15 protein-coding genes are annotated in these 18,497 nt (G+C 59.7%); 6 read left to right on the forward strand and 9 right to left on the reverse strand.

Annotation, left to right across the window (positions count from 1 at the left end; genetic code table 11):
- The 5 genes from BA011_RS15440 to BA011_RS15460 all read left to right on the forward strand — a co-directional run bounded on the left by BA011_RS15440 (position 1) and on the right by BA011_RS15460 (position 3,450).
- Positions 1 to 882, forward strand: coding sequence for a DUF692 domain-containing protein (locus BA011_RS15440; protein WP_065281106.1), 882 nt, complete (start codon positions 1 to 3; stop codon positions 880 to 882).
- The gene (locus tag BA011_RS15445) at positions 879 to 1,661 is read left to right on the forward strand and encodes a DNA-binding domain-containing protein (RefSeq protein WP_151343482.1); all 783 of its coding nucleotides are present in this window, start codon (positions 879 to 881) and stop codon (positions 1,659 to 1,661) included. Before BA011_RS15440 ends, BA011_RS15445 begins: the two co-directional genes overlap by 4 nt.
- Entirely contained in the window at positions 1,658 to 2,182 is a 525-nt protein-coding gene (locus BA011_RS15450; RefSeq protein WP_065281108.1) for a DoxX family protein, read from the forward strand. Before BA011_RS15445 ends, BA011_RS15450 begins: the two co-directional genes overlap by 4 nt.
- A 367-nt stretch (positions 2,183 to 2,549) precedes the next feature.
- Complete coding sequence (locus BA011_RS15455; protein WP_065281109.1) at positions 2,550 to 3,128, forward strand: TetR/AcrR family transcriptional regulator; 579 nt, start codon at positions 2,550 to 2,552, stop codon at positions 3,126 to 3,128.
- 88 nt (positions 3,129 to 3,216) lie between these two features.
- Positions 3,217 to 3,450, forward strand: a complete 234-nt coding sequence (locus tag BA011_RS15460; protein WP_065281110.1) for a YciI family protein — start codon at positions 3,217 to 3,219, stop codon at positions 3,448 to 3,450.
- A gap of 100 nt (positions 3,451 to 3,550) precedes the next feature.
- On the opposite strand, the gene BA011_RS15465 is transcribed toward BA011_RS15460, so the two are convergent.
- From BA011_RS15465 to BA011_RS15490, 6 genes are all read right to left on the reverse strand, one after another.
- Positions 3,551 to 5,077 carry a SulP family inorganic anion transporter gene (locus BA011_RS15465; protein WP_065281111.1) on the reverse strand — a complete coding sequence of 509 codons (1,527 nt, stop codon included), beginning with the start codon at positions 5,075 to 5,077 and terminating at the stop codon, positions 3,551 to 3,553.
- A 4-nt stretch (positions 5,078 to 5,081) separates the two neighbouring features.
- Complete coding sequence (locus BA011_RS15470) at positions 5,082 to 5,786, reverse strand: carbonic anhydrase (RefSeq protein WP_065282558.1); 705 nt, start codon at positions 5,784 to 5,786, stop codon at positions 5,082 to 5,084.
- Between the two features lie 689 nt (positions 5,787 to 6,475).
- Positions 6,476 to 7,546, reverse strand: coding sequence for a lipocalin-like domain-containing protein (locus tag BA011_RS15475; RefSeq protein WP_065281112.1), 1,071 nt, complete (start codon positions 7,544 to 7,546; stop codon positions 6,476 to 6,478).
- Positions 7,536 to 9,938 carry an FtsX-like permease family protein gene (locus BA011_RS15480; RefSeq protein ID WP_065281113.1) on the reverse strand — a complete coding sequence of 801 codons (2,403 nt, stop codon included), beginning with the start codon at positions 9,936 to 9,938 and terminating at the stop codon, positions 7,536 to 7,538. The genes BA011_RS15475 and BA011_RS15480 overlap by 11 nt, the downstream gene beginning before the upstream one ends.
- The gene (locus BA011_RS15485; protein WP_065281114.1) at positions 9,935 to 10,594 is read right to left on the reverse strand and encodes an ABC transporter ATP-binding protein; all 660 of its coding nucleotides are present in this window, start codon (positions 10,592 to 10,594) and stop codon (positions 9,935 to 9,937) included. The genes BA011_RS15480 and BA011_RS15485 overlap by 4 nt, the downstream gene beginning before the upstream one ends.
- A gap of 456 nt (positions 10,595 to 11,050) precedes the next feature.
- Positions 11,051 to 11,980: an XdhC family protein gene (locus BA011_RS15490; protein WP_065281115.1), complete on the reverse strand. Its 930-nt coding sequence runs from the start codon at positions 11,978 to 11,980 to the stop codon at positions 11,051 to 11,053.
- Positions 11,981 to 12,137: 157 nt separating this feature from the next.
- On the opposite strand from BA011_RS15490, the gene BA011_RS15500 reads away from it, so the two are divergent.
- A protein-coding gene (locus tag BA011_RS15500) for an IS3 family transposase (protein WP_130718853.1) occupies positions 12,138 to 13,285 on the forward strand; the annotation gives its coding sequence in 2 pieces (ribosomal slippage) (positions 12,138 to 12,387 and positions 12,387 to 13,285; 1,149 coding nt in all).
- 224 nt (positions 13,286 to 13,509) lie between these two features.
- Here the strand turns inward: BA011_RS15500 and BA011_RS15505 are convergent.
- The 3 genes from BA011_RS15505 to BA011_RS15515 all read right to left on the reverse strand — a co-directional run bounded on the left by BA011_RS15505 (position 13,510) and on the right by BA011_RS15515 (position 18,425).
- Positions 13,510 to 13,929 carry a DoxX family protein gene (locus BA011_RS15505; protein ID WP_186806559.1) on the reverse strand — a complete coding sequence of 140 codons (420 nt, stop codon included), beginning with the start codon at positions 13,927 to 13,929 and terminating at the stop codon, positions 13,510 to 13,512.
- An 89-nt stretch (positions 13,930 to 14,018) separates the two neighbouring features.
- The gene (locus BA011_RS15510; protein WP_065281116.1) at positions 14,019 to 17,165 is read right to left on the reverse strand and encodes an efflux RND transporter permease subunit; all 3,147 of its coding nucleotides are present in this window, start codon (positions 17,163 to 17,165) and stop codon (positions 14,019 to 14,021) included.
- A 9-nt stretch (positions 17,166 to 17,174) separates the two neighbouring features.
- Positions 17,175 to 18,425 carry an efflux RND transporter periplasmic adaptor subunit gene (locus BA011_RS15515; protein ID WP_151343483.1) on the reverse strand — a complete coding sequence of 417 codons (1,251 nt, stop codon included), beginning with the start codon at positions 18,423 to 18,425 and terminating at the stop codon, positions 17,175 to 17,177.
- Positions 18,426 to 18,497: the final 72 nt, after the last annotated feature.

Raw genomic sequence — 18,497 nt, forward strand, 5'->3', positions numbered from 1 at the left:
ATGACCGCTTCCGCAAGCCGCGCCACCGCCTTGCCGCCACGCGCCGGCCTCAGCCTCAAGCCGGAGCATTACGAAACCATTCTCGCCAATAGGCCGGATGTCGGCTTTTTCGAGATTCATGCCGAAAACTACATGGGTGCTGGCGGGCCGCCGCACCGCTATCTCGAGGCCGTCGCCGATCTCTATCCGCTCTCGCTCCATGGCGTAGGCCTGTCGATCGGTGCAGCGCGCGACCTCGACAGAGAACATCTGAAGCGACTTCGCGGCCTCATCGACCGTTACCGGCCACAGAGCTTTTCGGAACATCTGGCCTGGTCGACCCACGAGACCGGATTCCTCAACGACCTCCTGCCGTTGCCCTATACGCCCGAAACCTTGGCTCGGGTCGTCGACCATGTCGATGAGACCCAACAATGGCTCGGCCGGCAAATGTTGCTCGAAAACCCCTCGACCTACCTGTTGTTTTCCGAGAGCACCATAGACGAAGTGGATTTCCTGGCCGAAATCGTAAGCCGAACCGAATGCGGGCTGCTGCTCGATGTCAACAATGTCATGGTTTCGGCTGTAAACCACCGTCTCGATCCGGTCGCCTATATCGACCGTTTCCCGATCGAACTGGTTGGTGAAATCCACCTGGCCGGCTATGACGAAACCGTCGACAGCGTGGGTGACCGGCTGCTGATCGACGCCCATGGCAGCACCGTCAGAACCGATGTTGTGGAGCTTTACCGACACACGTTGTCCCGGAGAGCCCCCCTGCCGACATTGATCGAGTGGGACAACGACATCCCGGATTTTGCCACCCTTCACGCCGAAGCAGTTCGCGCCGATGCCATGCTGGCCGCCGCGGTCCTGGATCGCGGCGCCACCCGGGCGGCATGACCATGGGTCTCACCGAAAGCCAGGATGCCTTCGCGGCCGCCCTGCTGCATCCGGATTGGCCGCCTCCGCAAGGCATCACTACCGCCCGCGGCGTGACCGATTCATCGCGCTTCGCCGTCTACCGCAACAATCTCTATGTCGGGCTGACGACGGCACTCGGCCAGCGCTTTCCAGTGACGAAGCGGCTCGTCGGCTCCGACTTCTTCGCCGGCATGGCCCGTGCCTATGCCGCAGATCATAAGCCGGCCTCGCCGCTGATCATGCACTATGGTGATGATTTCCCGGATTTCGTCGCAGCGTTTCCGCCCGCCGCTTCTCTCCCTTACCTTCCCGATATCGCCCGGATCGAGGTTGCCTGGACGCGGGCCTATCATGCGGCGGATAGCCTACCGCTCGACGTCACCGCACTTGCCAGCGTGGCGCCAGAACGAATTTCCGACATGGCGCTCGTTCCGCATCCCTCGGCCCGGCTCGTGCGGTCGGACTTTCCGGCCGGCGCCATCTGGAGCGCCCACCAGAGCGAGACCGTGGCAACGGTAGCCGAGTGGCATCCCGAAGCGGTGCTGGTCGTGCGGCCGGCAATGCACGTCGAGGTACATGTCCTACCTCCACGGGACGCGGCGTTTGCGGCCTCCCTCCTTGAGGGGGCGACCCTCGGCGAGGCGGCGCAGACGGCATTCGCCGCCGCGCCCGATTTCGATTTCGGATCGGCTTTGATCGGTCTGATCGGCCTTGGCGTATTCAGCGCCTTTGAACCTGTTGAAGGAGAACTTCCATGACCATCGAACGTGCTTCCTCCCGCGGTCTCGGCGTAGCACTTGTCTCGCTTCACCATCGCGCCGAACACCTGCTCGCATTAATTCCACAGTCACTGCCGCTGCTGGCGCTGCGCATCGGCCTGGCAATCCCGTTCTTCAAATCGGGGCTGACGAAGTGGGACGGCTTCCTGACACTCTCGACCGGCGCCAGATTTCTGTTCGAACAGGAATTCAAGCTGCACATCTTCGGCAGCCAATTCTCCTACCCTATGCCGTTGGCGATGGCGGCCGCGGCCGGGATTGCCGAACTTGCCCTGCCCGTCCTGCTGGTGCTGGGGCTTTTCACCCGCTATGCGGCTCTTGGCCTGCTCGCGATGACGGCAGTGATCCAGCTCACTATTCCGGACGGCTGGGCCAACTTCCATCTTCCATGGGCCGCCATGGCGCTGACCCTTGTGGTGTACGGCGGCGGCAGGATCGCACTTGATCCCTTGGTCAACTTCGCAGCGAATGACCAAACTCGGCCCATCTCGAACGGTTGAATACTCATTGAAACCTGAAGAACCGCTTCAGAAATAAATTGTCATCCGTCCTCACAATTCCAGCGACGGTTGAAGCCTGGTAGAGCAGGTAACGGAACCGGCCGGGGACACCGGCATAACATGCCCGCGGGCAGACAAGCGCAGCCGCAGATAATCGTCCGCGTCTAAGCCACCACAGTCTTCAACGTGCTGCTCTCAAGGGGAGCGTCAATCGGCTGAGCTGTTCAACAGCTATACTCTCGCAACTATGGATTCCGCCCCAAAAAAATCTTGATCTTTGTAGGTCAAATGTCCTAAATGGCTCTAGGTCAATCGTCCTAAAAAAGTGAGGGCGGTTTCGGCAAAGCGCATTCAGAGGAGCCGGAATTTGGTCACCACGACTACGCGACAGCAGATTGTTGAAGCAGCCGACAAGCTCTTCTACGAGCGAGGTTTCGAGGCGACGTCCTTCGCAGACATCGCGGCGGTCGTGGGGCTTTCGCGTGGAAACTTCTACTATCACTTCAAGACCAAGGACGAGCTTCTCGAAGCCGTGATCGCCCATCGCCTTTCAAAGACAAGGGCAATGCTCGATGCGTGGGAGGTTGAGGGGAAAACGCCGACCGACCGCATCAGCAGCTTCATCAACATCCTCATCATGAACCAGGCAAAGATCATGGCCCATGGCTGCCCCGTCGGAACGCTATGCAATGAACTCGCCAAGCTCGATCATGTTGCCAAGAACAGAGCGGCTGAGCTGTTCACTTTGTTCCGCGGCTGGCTGTCGCGCCAGTTTAGAGACATCGGCCACGACACCGGCGCCGATGAACTCGCCATGCACATTCTCATGCGCAGCCAAGGTGTGGCCGCGCTCGCGACCGCGTTTCGCGATGAGGCGTTCGTGCGCCGTGAGGTTGAAGACATGTGCCAATGGCTGGCAGCGCAGCGCACGTCATCACCCAAGTAGAAACCGTTTCGTCCAGAATTCCTGAGGGGTCGCCTATGTTCGTCTTACACTCAAATTCTCTGCCAACAAGGCCAAAGCGCCTGCTTTGATGGAGGGGCACAATGCTTGGCTCAAAACAGGCTTCGACGAGGGCATTTTCCTCCTTAGCGGAAGCGTTCAGCCAAGCGCAGGCGGGGCGGTTTTCGCCCATAATACCTCCCGCGCCGATCTGGAAACACGCGTTCAGCAAGACCCCTTTGTTGTGGAAGATGTCGTTACCGCCGACATCCTCGAAATCGCACCCGGCCGCACAGATGACCGCCTGGCTTTTCTCAAGGTTTGAGGTATGAGCGCGACGGCTGTCAGATATCTTCGTCCGGCTGACGACGTCTGCGTTTAAGGATGAGCGGCGGGAGAGCAATGGAGCTGCCCTCCTCGCAGGTTCAGGCGGCTTCGGCTGAGAATCGGTCAAACAGCGGCTTCAGGCGGGGATGTCGGGCAGCCCGGGGCGGGTGGATCTCGACGATTCGGCCAGATTTCGTCTCGCGCCGGAGCCATTCGCTAATCGTCTCAGCGCTGGTGTGATCCATGTAAAACAGGTGTTTGCCGATGATATTGACTTTGCGGCCGTCGGGTAGCCCTTCGAACGTGCTGAGTAGCGCCGGCACGTCTTTGCAGGTGACCGCTCCGCGCAAACGGACATGAATTTCGTTATCGACCTCAGCATGCCTAATCACAAGCTTTCGGCGCAGATAGGGGAGAATTTCCAGAATCGACAGCGCAAGGCCGAGCGCCACGCCGACCAGCAAATCCTGTAGGACGACCATGGCCACCGTCATTGCCCAGATTCCGACCGGTACGAGACCATGGTGCTCGAACAAGTGACGCACATGGTGGAGACTGATCAGCCTCCAGCCAGTGACCAGGAGTACAGCGGCGAGCGCCGTCAAGGGCACCATTGCCAGCACGCCCGGTAAAAGCGCCACCAGGGCCAGGATCCAAACGCCATGCAATATTGCCGAGGTGCGCGTGCGAGCTCCAGCCTGGATATTGGCCGATGATCGAACAATGACACCCGTGATCGGCAATGCCCCGAGCAATCCACAAAGGCCGTTACCGACGCCTTGGGCGAATAGTTCCTTGTTGAAGCGGGTACGTTCTCCATCGTGCATTCGGTCGACGGCGGCCGCGGAAAGAAGCGTTTCGGCGCTTGCAATGACGGCAATCATCAACGTCATTAAAATAATGCCCGGCTGCACAAGCTGGGCGAAATTCCCGGCCGTCGGAAAGGATATGCTGTCAACTAGAGAGGCGGGCACGTCCACCCGGGCGATCGGGAGTTCAAGCGTGGTTGTCAAGATTGTAGCGGCAGCAACACCGACAAGAGCTCCCGGGACCAGCGACAGTGATTTTGGGCGGAATTTCTCCCAACACACCATCGCAAGAAGAGCGATGAGGCCGACCAACAGTGCGACGGCCTCGTTGGTGACATTGGTGCCCGTTAACCGGCTGACGCTCTCGTCGATGGCGGTGACGTTCTCTATGCCACCTGCTGCGGGCTTGGCACCCATGAGAACATGGATCTGTCCCAGGATGATCAAAATGCCGATGCCGGCCAGCATCCCATGAACCACCGCCGGAGAAATCGCTCTGAACCAGGAGCCGATTCTCAGGAAACCCGCCACGATCTGCAGAAGTCCGACAACGAGCAGCACAGGACCGAGCATGGCAATGCCATGCTGTTCGACGAAGCCAAAGACGATCACGGCAAGACCGGCGGCAGGTCCGGAGACCTGTAGAGGCGACCCCGCCAGCAGGCCGACAACGATGCCACCTACGATGCCGGAGATCAGCCCCATGGCCGCGGGCACCCCCGATGCGATCGCAATGCCCAGGCAGAGCGGAATAGCAACGAGGAAAACCACGAGAGACGAAGCGAGGTCGCGTGAAACAGAGCCGGTGTTTGTCATGGCACTACTCCCCTGCAAGCGCTGCGGCAATCCGCGGCATGACATGCGGATGGCCTCGCCCTGTGAAGGCGACCGGCAGCGGCTCCCCCTCCTGTACCTCCGTAAACCTGGCCAGAACCCCGTCATAGACCTGGACCTCACCCGTCTCGATGTCGAAGAACCAGCCGTGGAGTGTGATTTCGCTGGTCGCGAGCTTTGCCGCCACTGATGGATGGGTCTTCAGGTGGTCAATCTGTACGACAACATTTTCCATCGCTACCGCACGCACACGCTCAGCGTCGGAAAGGTCGTCGGGATAGGCTTTGCAAACAATCGAATAAGCGGCGTGACTGTGCCGCAGCCAGGCTGCGACATTGGGCATTGGTTCCAGCATTTGTGGGTGGCACAGCCCTTTCATCGCCCCGCAATCGGAGTGACCGCAGACGACAATGTCACTGACGCCGAGCGCCAGAATGGCGTATTCGATCGCGGAAGAGACCCCACCATTGAGGGTCGAGAAGGGGGGAACGATATTGCCTGCATTGCGGCAGACGAAGAGATCGCCGGGGCCGGACTGCGTTATCGTTTCCGGCATCACGCGGCTGTCGGCGCAAGATATCATCAGGGCATGGGGCTGCTGACCTTCGCGAGCGAGTTTGCGGTAAAGCGCCGAATGGGTCGGGAATACGGCGCCGCGAAAACTGGAGATGCCTTTCAGGAGATCACCCATGTTCGGATCCTCTTTCTGGCCGGACACTGGAGGAATGTCTCTCGTCCGGCGGGTTGCAGAAGCGATCTGTTCGCACGTGCACAATAAAGGACAAGACGAGAGCAAAAAAAGAGCCCCGAAGCATATTGCAGCGCAACATTTTTTGAACGAGAAGTGATCCGGCTGATGATCTCTCCCGCACGACGCGCGACGGTTGAAATCCTGAGGTCTTAGATGATCGACGGCCTACAAGATCCACACCGTGCTCACGGGATCCAGTTCATCGGGCCTGGCGCTGGAGGGTCGGCTGTGCCGCTGATCAAAGATGCGATCGCCAATGGCGAACGCTAGGCCCATGCCTTCGAAGACACCTGCGCCACCAGAGAAAATCTATGAGGCGCCGAGTGGCGGCTACGATCATGCTCTTCGCACGAGCTCGCCGTCGTACAACAGCTCGCCGATACCGACACGCCGGCGAACAAGAGCCTCATCGACCGCTTCAGGACCTTCGTCAATGCTTGGCCGCCCGATCCATTCAGACGGATCAACCCTGAAACGCTGATCAACACACCACCGGACGCTTACTGAATAGGCCAGACGCCGATCGATCCTGTAGGAATTTGGAAAAGTGCGAAGCGGTTTTCCGTCCGGAATTGCGTAAAAACAAAAGGATAGAGCGGTTCTGCGCTTCCGTTAAAAGCTGAACCGCTCTAGTACCCGGTCATCTCAAGATATCCGACACCTGACGTAGAGCCAGTGAAGTTGATCGGCCCCTCCCAATAAGGCGTCGAGGTCGCCATCCAGGACTGGTCGTTCAACGGTTTGGTCGTGATATCGAGCGACTTACCCGGCACGCGTATACGCCACTCTACCGGCATTTGGCGGCCATAGACGGTTGCGTTCCGAGTTGGCTCCAGTTGGATGTCGTCTTTCGACAGAGGTGTCGTTCGCCCGTCCGCGGATATCCAGTTCGCGGAGATGAACCCGTTCTTGTCGTCACGAAGGCGAAAAGCCATCAGCTTCTCGCCGGAATTCAGGTGGAGTGAGAACCAGTCCCAGCCCGTCTGATTGGACGCAAGTGGTTGCGACGACCACTCCCGGTCCAGCCAAGCTTTGCCGGTGACCTTAACCGGCGATCCGGACGTCGTGATCGTCCCCGCCACCTCATAAAAAGGCTGCGAGTAGTAATAGCTCGCCTGTTCGTTCGCCGACTTTACCGAAAAGCCTTTATCACCCTGAAGAACGAGCGGCCCATTGGCCTTGAGGTCTAAGGTATAGCTGAAGTCCGGCCCGCCGGCGAAGGCTGAAAGGCTGCCAAAGGTGTCCGAGCCGCTTTGCTCGACGTCCTCCATCCGCCAGTCGTCTATCCACGCGCGAAATGGCGTTGCCTGAACGCCCGACTGCCCGACGCCTCCCCGGCCCAAGCGCTCCGCAACGTAGTGATGGCCCTGGGTGGTGATCGCTGCATGCCCGATCCAGACTTGCGGATCTGCGAAACCTGTCTTGTTTCCCGGAGCCAGCGCAGAGCGAAACAGCGTCCACTGCGCACCATATTGCTTGCCATCATCACCATTGAGATTGGCGGTCACATACCACCACTCAATCCGGTAATCAGGATGAGCGCCATGGTCGGCGGGGAAAGAAAGACCATTGCGACGCTCCGGGATCGCGAAACCTTGCGCATCCGATCCCAATCCGGCGAAGCCCTGTGCGAACGCCTGACCGCTGACGCAAATCATAGCCGCCGTCATCAGGATGGACGCCAACTTTCTAACGTTCATTGGCGAAAATCCTCAGCAGGTCCGTAGGATTAATCGAGGCGAGACGACGAACCGGTATCAGCACCGACAGCGATGCCGCTATGAAAGCGGTTGCTCCCAGCCAAAGCCAATCCATTGGAAACACCGTCATTGGCAATCGCCAACCGAAGGCCTCCACGTTGACAATCGCAACCAGGACCCACGCCAGGGCAAGACCGACCGGGACGGCCGCCACAAATGTTGTGAACCAGAGCGCAAGTGTCCGGGCAACTTCATAAAGCGCTAGATCCCGTCGCCGTACACCCATGGCCCACACTGGCGCGAGCTGAGGAAGCCGAATACCGGACAGTGTCAGAAGACTTGAGAACATGGCAAATCCTGCCACAGCAAGGGTGAGGACGTTTAACGCGCTCGTCACCTTGAATGTCTGGTCGAAGATCGCTCTCGATTGTCGCTTGAGCGAAGCCTGGTCAACGATCGCGGTATCCGACAGACCAAATTCCTCGACCAACTGGCGCTTGAGATCCTGAGCTCGCTCGGGAGCCACACGGACACCGTAGCGAAGTTTGGGGACATCGGGGTAATGATCGACCAGGTTATTGATCCCGACGATCACTTGCCCATTCGGGTTCCCATAGTCTGAGTACACACCGGCAACGGTTACACTCCAACCTCCAGGCATGACCAATGGCTGGCCGATCTTACTTGCGCCGCGACGCCACATCTGTTCGTTGATGAGAGCGCCCTGACCGGCAGCGACCTTATCCCAAACGTCATTGTCGGAAGCGATCAAGGGCCAGTGCTCTCGGTAAGTTGGATCGTCCGCGACACCAAAGATCTGGATCTGTTCGCCAAGCACCTCGCCGTCCACGCTCCAGATCGGCAGGACTGCCGTCGAGCGTTGCGGAAGCCAAGCACGGAGCCGTGCAGCTTCCTCCTCGTCCTTGGCCGTCACGTAAAGCTCGGCGGCCAGCCGTTGATCCAGCCAGCCGATGAACGTCAACCGGAAACTGGATACCATCGTGCCGACGCCGATGTTCGCCGACAATGCCAGTAGCAGAGCCATCAAAGCCAGTGACAGGCCGGGAAGCTGTATGCGGGTGTCTGCCCAGAACCATTCCATGAGGGCGCTCCGCGCCGTTCGCTGCGCTGCGGTCAGGATGACCGCAAGAAGTCCAGGCAGTATCAGAGCTGTTCCCAGAAGCAGGCAGCCAAGAACCGCAAAGCCCGCTACCAGCCCGGACGCAGTTATCGCAAGGGCAGCCGCCAGGATCAGCAGAAACCCGCCGGTTCCCGCCTGATAGGCAAGGAACCCGGCGGATTGTCTCGCCCACGCCCGCGGCTGGGCGGCAGCCAAAATCGGCAGCTTCCAAACCCGCCACAGGCTCTGAGATGACGAGACAGCGGTTCCTCCGAGAGCAATTGCCAGTCCAGCCAACCACCATTCCGGCCGAATGGAAAGCGAGCCTGACACACTCGCGCCATAGAGGCCCCTGAGGGTCGCGGCGACACCCGGCATCAGAAGCCACGCAATGACGTAGCCGAGTATGACGCCGATCAAGCCGGATATCAGCGCCAGCATCGAAAGCTCGATCAGGAGCATCGTGGTCAATGCTCGAAGAGAGACACCAAGCGATCGAAGTGTACGAAAAGTGCCTCGACGCTGCTCGAAGCTCAGGCCGGTGGCCGAATACACGATGAAGAGCCCGACGATGAACGATAGGAACCCGAAGGCGGTCAAGTTGAGGTGAAAGCTGTCGGTGAGGCGAGCGACGTTTGGTTGTTCCGCCGGTTCGCGGATCGCCAATCTCGCCTGATCGATTGCTTCGGCGGAAATCTTTTGATCGCCTGCGACCACCAGGCGGTCGATTTTTCCGTGCTTCTCGAGCAATCGATCGGCGACCGCTATATCGACGAAGGCAGCGCCGTCGGGAACGTTGCCATTGATTTTGATGCTCATGTTCGTGGTGCCACGAAGCCGCTCGGCAGTTGCGCTCGACACGAGCAACTGTCCGCTGGCTGAAAAGAAGGCGGATAGATCTGAACCGCTGGCGATCGTCGCATTCTGGGTGTCCCTTGGCATCGTCAAAGGCTCGATGCCGACCAAACGGACCCTTATGCTTCCGAAGCGGTAGCTGCCCTCAATCACGGGCGAAACATTCAGACCCGCTCGACGCAGGCCGCCATAGACCTCAGTCGCTATGCCGTCACCGTCCTTGGCAACGATCTGCCGGAGGTTGCCTTGCTCAAGAACTGATGCTGCCCGGGTATAGCTCGCTCTCGCCTCGGCGTTGATAGCCTGAACACCGGACCAGAGCGCTGTCGCAAGCGCAATCCCCATGACCAGCGTCAGAAGCTGGAGAGGTCTCCGACGCCAGTGTGACAGCAGGGCTGCGAATGCAACGACGTTCATTCGGCAATCTTCCCACCGCGAAGGACCACCGTTCGGTCCAGACGAGCAGCAAGCCTCGTGGAGTGAGTGACGAGAAGCAGAGCCGATCCCACTGTCCGGGCGAGATTGAGCATCAGATCGAGGACGGCATCGCCCGTCTGCTCATCCAGGTTGCCGGTTGGCTCGTCCGCAAGGATGAGAGGGGGTCGAGCAGCCAAGGTTCTCCCGATGGCAACGCGCTGCTGTTGGCCTCCGGAAAGCTGCTCGGGATATCGGTAGGTATATTCCTCCAGCCCCAGTTTCTCGACCAACTGCTTTTCCCAAGCCTGATCGTACCGGTTTGCAAGCTTGGCGTGGAACGATATGTTGGCTGCAACGCTCAGGGATGGGATGAGGTTAAACTGTTGAAAAACCAGGCCGACCCTCGTTCTCCGGTATCGGGCTCGTTCGGTTTCTGCAAATAGCGCCAGATCGTTGCCATCCATCACGACCGAGCCGCTGTCTGCACGGTCGAGCCCGCCTGCCAGATGCAGCAATGTGCTTTTGCCACTGCCGGACTCTCCGGTGAGCGCAACACTTTCCCCCGCAGCGACTTCCAGATCGATTCCCTTCAGGATTTCGATCCGGCCCTCGGCAGTGGAATAGGATTTTCTAACGCCTGTGAGGGTGAGGATCATGTCGGTCTCTCGAGCACGGAGTTTGCAGAATGCAAAGACCTCGGGTGACCTAAGAACTTTCGGAAGGGATCGCAAGATCCGTGCGACAGCACAAAAACAGGAGATTCCTTGTAATTGCTTGATCACTACCCAGGACAAGCGGTCAAATTCAGCCTGAAACGTTGACCTTGCGAGAACCGAGCGACCCGCTCAACGCGGGCTGCCGCCTCGCAATGCCCGCGGCGTCCGAGGGTGCCGGCGGCGACTCCAACTGCATGGTGTCGTTCGTGTCGGCCGGCTGCAATCGTGACCGGATCATCCCTCGTCCGTGCCTGCAGCCAACAGCATGATGGAGATGGAACAGCAGATCTGACTATCGGCAATTTCTATCGCGGCGAGCTTCCATACCGACAGACGGTCGAACAGGGCAAAGAAGGTGTGCCCGCGAGTACAGGGGCGAGTTTGGTGTCAATGGCCTTACGACTCACGGATGCCTTGCCTCATCGCGGCAATGTCGGCGAGCACCGAAAGGGCAAGGGAGGTCGCGTCGCGCGCCGGGCCGAACAGCCCGATCGGTGCCTTGATGCGATCGATGTCGGTCCCGGCAAAACCAGATCTCGTCAGCATTTCGACACGCCTGCTGTGCGTTTTCATGCTGCCCAAGGCACCGATGTAGAATGCCGGCGAACTGAGCGCCAGTCCGAGTAGCGGCGCTTCAGCCTCGAGATCATGATGCAAAAGCACCACGGCCGTGAAGGCGTCGATCATTCTCGCGACATAGTGGGGGTTGCCGTTCTCGATCCGGATCACATCGTACCCCAGGATATTTGCACACCGCGCCGTGGCCCGCGCCTCGAGCGAACGACCCGAAATCAGGATGCGGGTTCGCGGAAGGTATACCGACAGAAACTCGTCTTCGAACCAACCCGATTGAACAGGCGGATCCACGGCCACGAGAGACTGATGGGACGGCGCATAACGAAGGCCAACCGGCTGCCTCCGTTCCAGGCGTTCGAGGACAAGCCGGATCGCCGAAATGTCGCGCAAGACATGGATTGCAACGGTGATGCCGCCGCCGCACGGCAGGGCTATGTCGAAGAAGGGAGAGCCCTGGCCGAACATCATAGTCCGATCCCGACCCTCGGCAATCGCAAGGAGTGCGTCGAAAGCAACCGCAGCCTCCACGCAGCCGCCGGAGACATAGCCGCAGTAGCTGCCGTCAACAGCGACCGCAACCAGCGAACCCAGAGAACGAGCCGCGCCGCCTCGAATGTCGACGAGTGTTGCGATCGCGACCTCTCCTCGGTCGAAGCACTCAACGGCAAAGCGCAAAATCTCTGACGGATCGTCCGACATCCTCGCTTGGACGGGTGCAGGAAGCGGAGTGATGGCTACCATCTCGTTCATATCAGATCCTCTCGAAGTTCGGAGCAACGGCAGGTTTGTTTCGTCTTGAAGGGGGCATCGGCAACCGTGGGGTCAGGCTGCCGATGCGGGGGAATGGCCTGCTGCCGGTTTCATGGACACGAGGTTAAGGTGTTCCTCCTGAAACCGGAGAGCATGAATGCAAAGACGAATATTCAGCCGCGAGTACAAGCTTGAGGCGGTGAAGCTGGTCAGGGAGCGTGGGGTTGCCGTTGCGCAGGCTGCCCGTGATCTTGATGTCCACGAGAATGTGTTGCGCAAATGGGTTCGGGAATACGGCGACGATCCCAGCCAATCCTTTCCTGGAAAAGGGCAAATGAAGCCGGAGCAGCTTGAGATCGAGCGGCTCCGTCGTGAAGTCGCAAAGCTGAAGGCAGAGCGCGATATCCTAAAAAAGGCCGCAGCCTACTTTGCCAGGGACGCGATATGAAGTTCGCGTTCGTTGCAAAGCACCGCTCGATCTGGCCGGTGGCATGGCTCTGTGAAGCGCTGGGAGTTTCTCGTTCAGGTTTCCACGCCTGGTTCAATCGTTCTCCGAGCGAACATGCACGCCATGACGAGGTCCTGCTGGAAAGGATCAAGCAGAGTTTCCAGTCCAGCGACCGCACCTATGGTGCCCGACGGGTCTGGCACGATGTGCTGGAGGAAGGGTTATCCTGTGGCCTCCATCGTATTGAGCGGCTGATGCGCTTGAATGCGCTCAGGGCAAGACCGAGGCGGCGTGGCTTGCCAAAGGATGCCGGTGACCGTGCCGTCATCATGCCTAACGTGCTGGACCGCCAGTTCGTGGCAGACCGTCCGAACCAGAAATGGGTGGCTGACTTCACCTATATCTGGACCGCGGAAGGCTGGCTGTATGTCGCAGCCGTCATCGACCTGTTCTCACGCCGTGTCGTCGGCTGGTCGATGAATGCCAACATGACAGCCCAACTCGTCACAGATGCGCTGATCATGGCGATATGGCGTCGAGGAAAACCAGATGCTCTGCTGCATCACTCCGACCAGGGCAGCCAATATACCAGCGAGCAGTTCCAGCGCCTCATGGGAGATCACGGCATCACCTGCTCGATGAGCCGCTCTGGAAATGTCTGGGACAACGCTGCAATGGAGAGCTTCTTCTCCTCACTGAAAACGGAGAGAACGGCACGGAAGGTTTATCGCACGAGGAATGACGCCAGAGCCGATGTGTTCGATTACATCGAGCGCTTCTACAACCCGAAGCGTCGCCACTCGACACTGGGCTATCTCAGCCCCAATGACTTTGAAACAAAGGTGGGATTAGCTTAACCTCGTGTCCGATAAACCGGCAGCAGGCCAGAACCCGGTCCTTTGGTTGTGGGGGATGAAGGAACCGGTCCGACCGAAATCTAGCGCGAACTTGTCTGATGGATTTGTCAGTGATCGCGCACTTTGTATCAATCTGTCGCACATCCGCGGAGGGCGCGCTCGCCCGTGGAGAACCTTAGCGGACCGTCGATGACATAAATCAAGCGCCACCTCGCCCGCAAAAGTCAGTTAGACGGACCTGCCTGCTGCACGGGAGGCGCCTTCGAAGCCACCTCGTCGAGGCTCCATGGTCCCGGGCCGGCGGCGGCGATGTAGAGGAAGAGGAAGCAGAACAACATTGCGGTCTCCCCTCCGTTGAGGGCGGGAATGAAGCCTTGTGAGCCGTGTCCAATAAAATAAGCAAAGGCCATCTGGCCGGAGAGCAGGAAAGCGACCTGGCGAGAAAACAGACCAATCACCAGAAGCACACCACCGATGACTTCAAGAAAGCCGGCCGCCAGAAGCAGCGCATTCAGCGGATATTCGAACGGCGCCGGCCAACCGAACAATTTCATCATTCCATGCGTGAAGAATGATGTCGCGGCGATGATGCGCAAAACGCTGAGCAGCTGCGGTGCCGCGCCGTGGAGAAATGCCATCTGCATGTTCGTGACCCTTATCTGGCGAAGCGTATTCAAGAAAGTCGAAGAGTGCGGCTTCGCGGGCGCCGCTCGCCGACGGTCGATATGCTCTCCTATTCGGCGGGAGCGCTTACTCCCGCATCCGCGTAAGGCTTGGGATGCGGTCCGCGGCTGAACAATCGCCGGGTCACGATGAAGAGCATGGGGATGAAGAATATGCCGAGGACCGTCGCCGATATCATGCCGCCCATGACACCTATACCGATCGAGTTTTGGGAACCGGAACCCGCGCCGTCGGCGATGGCGAGCGGGAGGACGCCAAGGATGAAAGCGAAGGATGTCATCAGGATCGGCCGCAACCGCTGGCGCGCGGCCTCAAGCGTCGCCTCCACCAATCCCTTCCCGCCGGCTTCCTCGGTAATGGCAAATTCCACGATCAGGATGGCGTTCTTCGCCGCAAGACCGATCGTCGTCAAAAGCCCGACCTTGAAATAGACGTCATTGGCCTGTCCGAAAGTGTTTGCCGCAACCAGAGCCCCGAAGACCCCGACGGGAATGGCAAGCATGACGGAGAATGGCACCGTCCAGCTCTCGTAGAGCGCCGCAAGCGCCAGGAAGACGACCACGACGGAAATGGCGTAGAGGTATGCGGCCTGATTGCCGGAAAGCCGTTCCTGAGCCGAAAGGCTCGTCCATTGGTGCGAAAAACCCGCAGGCAGCTCTCCCACCATACGGTCGATCTCCGCCATTGCCTGACCTGAGCTTATTCCTACGGCAGCCGCGCCCTGAAGCTGTACCGCTGACACGCCATTGTATCGCTCAAGCCGTGGCGAGCCGTAATCCCACCGTCCTGTCGAGAAGACCGAAATCGGCACCATCTCCCCGCGATCGTTGCGGACATGCCAGCGGTCGAAATCGGCAGGCTGCATGCGAAAAGACGCATCTGACTGAACATAGACACGTTTGACCCGCCCGCGGTCGACGAAGTCGTTCACATAGCTGCCTCCCCAAGCCGTCGACAGCGTCGCATCGATATCGGAAAGCGTAATGCCGAGCGCGCTCGCCCACCCGCGGTCGATCGAAACGGAGTATTGCGGTGTATCCTCCTGGCCGTTCGGCCTGGTGCCCGACAACCTCTCATTCGCCGCAGCTGTCCTCAGAAATTGGTTACGAGCCGCCATCAGCGCCTCATGCCCGGCGCCACCGGTGTCACGCAGGAAGAAATCGAAGCCGCTATTGTTTCCGAAGCCCGGCAGGGCGGGTGGCGACAAGGCAATGACACGCGCATCGCGAATTGCGCCGAAGGCTGCCATCGCACGTCCGGCAATCGCCTGCGCAGAGGCTTCGGGTGCCGAGCGCTGATCGAAATCCTTCAAAGCGACGAACACTGTCGCAACATTTTGACCTTGGCCACCGAAGCTGAAGCCGGTAGCGCCGAATACGCCGTCGACGTAGCTTGCCTCGCTGGTCAGGTAGTATTCGAGCACCTGGTCCAGCACCCGCCGCGTCCGGTCAGCCGTCGCTCCCGGCGGAAGCTGGATAGAGGTCATCAGTCTGCCTTGGTCCTCCTCTGGCAGAAAAGCGGTCGGCAACCTCGCGAAAAGCAGGACGGTCGCGCCCGATAGCGCCGCAAACAGGACGAGCGCCACGCCGATCCGGCGGATGATCGAAAGCGTGGCGCGCTGGTAAAGTGCGGTGAACCTCTGGAAGCCGGCATTGAACCAGCGAAACGGCGCGGCCTTTTCGGATCCGGATCCGGGCGGTCTGAGGATCGTGGCGCAGAGCGCCGGCGTGAAAACCAGGGCCACCAGCACGGAAAGCACCATTGCCGAGACGATAGTGATCGAGAACTGCCGGTAGATGATTCCAACAGAACCAGAGAAGAAGGCCATGGGGATGAAAACCGCCGACAGCACGGTCGTGATACCGATCAGGGCGCCGCTGATTTCACCCATGGACTTCAAGGTCGCCTCGCGCGGCCCGAGCCCCTCTTCTTCCATGACCCGCTCGACATTCTCGACGACGACGATCGCGTCATCAACGAGAAGGCCGATCGCAAGAACGATGCCGAACATGGTGAGTGTGTTGATCGAGTATCCGAACACAGCCATGATAGCAAAGGTCCCCAACAGCACCACAGGTACCGCAAGCGTCGGGATGATTGTCGCGCGCAGGTTCTGCAGGAAAACGAACATGACGATGAAGACGAGGATGACAGCCTCGATCAATGTCACCACGACGCTCTCGATCGACAGGCGCACGAAAGGAGACGTGTCGAGGGGATATTTAACCTCTACGCCTGGAGGGAAGCTACCTCTGTAGCTTTCGATCTCGGCGCGCACCGCCTCTGCAGCTTCAAGCGCATTTGCGCCGGCCGCCAGGCGGAAGCCGACGCCTGCGGAGGGATGACCGCTATAGGTTCCGCTCGTGGTATAACTCTCGGAGCCAAGTTCGACCTCAGCAACGTCATTCAATGTCACGACCGAGCCATCGGAAGCGCGCGCGAGGATGATTGCCTCGAACTGCTCCTTGCTCTGGAGACGGCTTCCCGCAGTCACGGTGGCATTGAGCTGTTGGCCCCGCCGCTGCGGCAGAGCCCCGAATTGACCGGCGGACACCTGCGTGTTTTGCGCTCTGATCGCTTGCGTCACATCAGTGACCATAAGCCCATGCTGGGCGAGCCGGTCGGGGTCAAGCCAGATGCGCATGGCATAGCGGGAGGAGCCAAGCAGTTGCACCTCGCCAATGCCTGGCACGCGCCGCAACGAGTCCATGAGGGAGCTGTCGACAAAGTCGGCGATATCCGTTCCGGACAGACTGTCGTCCTCAGACAGGAAGGAGGCGATCAGGAAGAAACTGGACGTCGACTTCGATACCGTCAGCCCCGTGTCCTGGACCGCGCTCGGCAAACGTGCCTGGACGAGCTGGAGATTGTTCTGGACCTGCATCTGTGCGACATCGGGGTCGGCGGCGCTCGTAAAGGTCAATGTGATCGACGCCTCGCCGGTGGAGGATGAGTTCGAGGACACATAGTCCAGATTTTCGATGCCCGTCATGCCCTGCTCGATCACCTTAGTCACCGAGTCCTCGACGGTCTTCGCGTCGGCGCCCGGATAATTGGCGGTGATGCGAACCGATGTGGGAGCAATCTGCGGATACTGCGATATGGACAAGGTCGTGATTGCGATCGCGCCTGTCATCATGACGGCGATTGCAAGCACCCATGCGAAGATCGGGCGGCTGATGAAGAAACGCGACATGGCGCCGCCTCACCGCGTTACGGCGTCAGGCAACCGCGCGGAAACCTCTGCGGGTTTTCCTGCAGATGGCCGACCCGCCTCGGCGACGGCAACGAACTCCCCCGTCTCGTTATCGACGGTCACTGCGGTGACTTGGACCTCTTCGCCGATCGCCGCCCTCTGGAGGCCCTCGACGACGACACGATCACCCTCCCCGACGCCAGCGGTCACCAACCAATTGTTGCCGATGCCGCGCTCGACGGCCAGAACACGTTCCTCGATCTTCCCGTCGGCGCTGATGAAACGCGCCGTGGCCTCTCCGCGGCTATTGCGCGAGACCGCGCGCTGCGGAATGAGCACGCCATCTTCGACATAGCCGTCTTCAACGAGTGCCCGCACATACATCCCGGGCAGGAGCGCGCCTTCCGGATTGGGGAAGACGGCGCGCATCAGAACCATGCCGGTCGTTTGCGATACGGCGCCGTTGCGGAACTGCAACTTTCCGGGATGGCGGTATTTGCTGCCGTCCTCGAGCCGGAGTTCGACGGTCACCGAGCCTTCCTGTGGCTTGATATCCTGCGACGCGAGCGCCTTGTTGAGCGCGAGAAGGCTGGCGCTCGAGCGCACAAGGTCGACATTGATGATGTCCGTCTGGCGGATCGTCGTCATTGGCGACGCCTGATCTTCGGTAACCAGCGCACCCTCGGTGACATTTGAAGCGTCCACACGCCCGCTGATCGGGGCGCGGACCTTGGCATATTCGAGTTCGATGCGGGCGGTTTCAAGAGCTGCCCTGGCAGCGGCGACGTCCGCCTCGGCCTGCAGCATCTGTGTTCGTGCCTCATCGAAATCCTGGCGGCTGACGACACTGCTCGCACTCAGGCTCTCATAGCGCTGCGAGCGCGCTCGGGCGCTCGGAAGGGCACTTTCGGCTCGCTGCACAGCAGCCTCGGCATTGCGGTAGGAGGCCTCAAACGGCATGGGGTCAAGTTCGTAAAGGACGTCTCCGGCTTTTACCAAGCCGCCCTCATCGAAACTTTGCCTGAGAATGATGCCGGACACGCGCGGGCGGACCTCCGAAACCATCTGCGCACCGGTACGACCCGCCAATTCTGTCGTCAGGGGCACCGGCTGCCGGTGCAAGGTCTGCGCGCTGACTTCAGGTTTCGAACGAGCTGGCCGCCCCTGTGCCGCCACGTCAGCGTTGCAACTTGAAAGCAAGGCTGAGAGGCTAAAAATCATGGCTGCAATGACGGGCGGAAAGCATTTGGCTCGCATCATCAGGCACCTTTGCGCGGCTGTAAACGGTCGTCCCGCGAGGCGGGGCGCCCTTTTGCGCCTCACCAGAATCGC

This window comes from Rhizobium leguminosarum (genome assembly GCF_001679785.1).
GTDB lineage: Bacteria > Pseudomonadota > Alphaproteobacteria > Rhizobiales > Rhizobiaceae > Rhizobium > Rhizobium leguminosarum_R.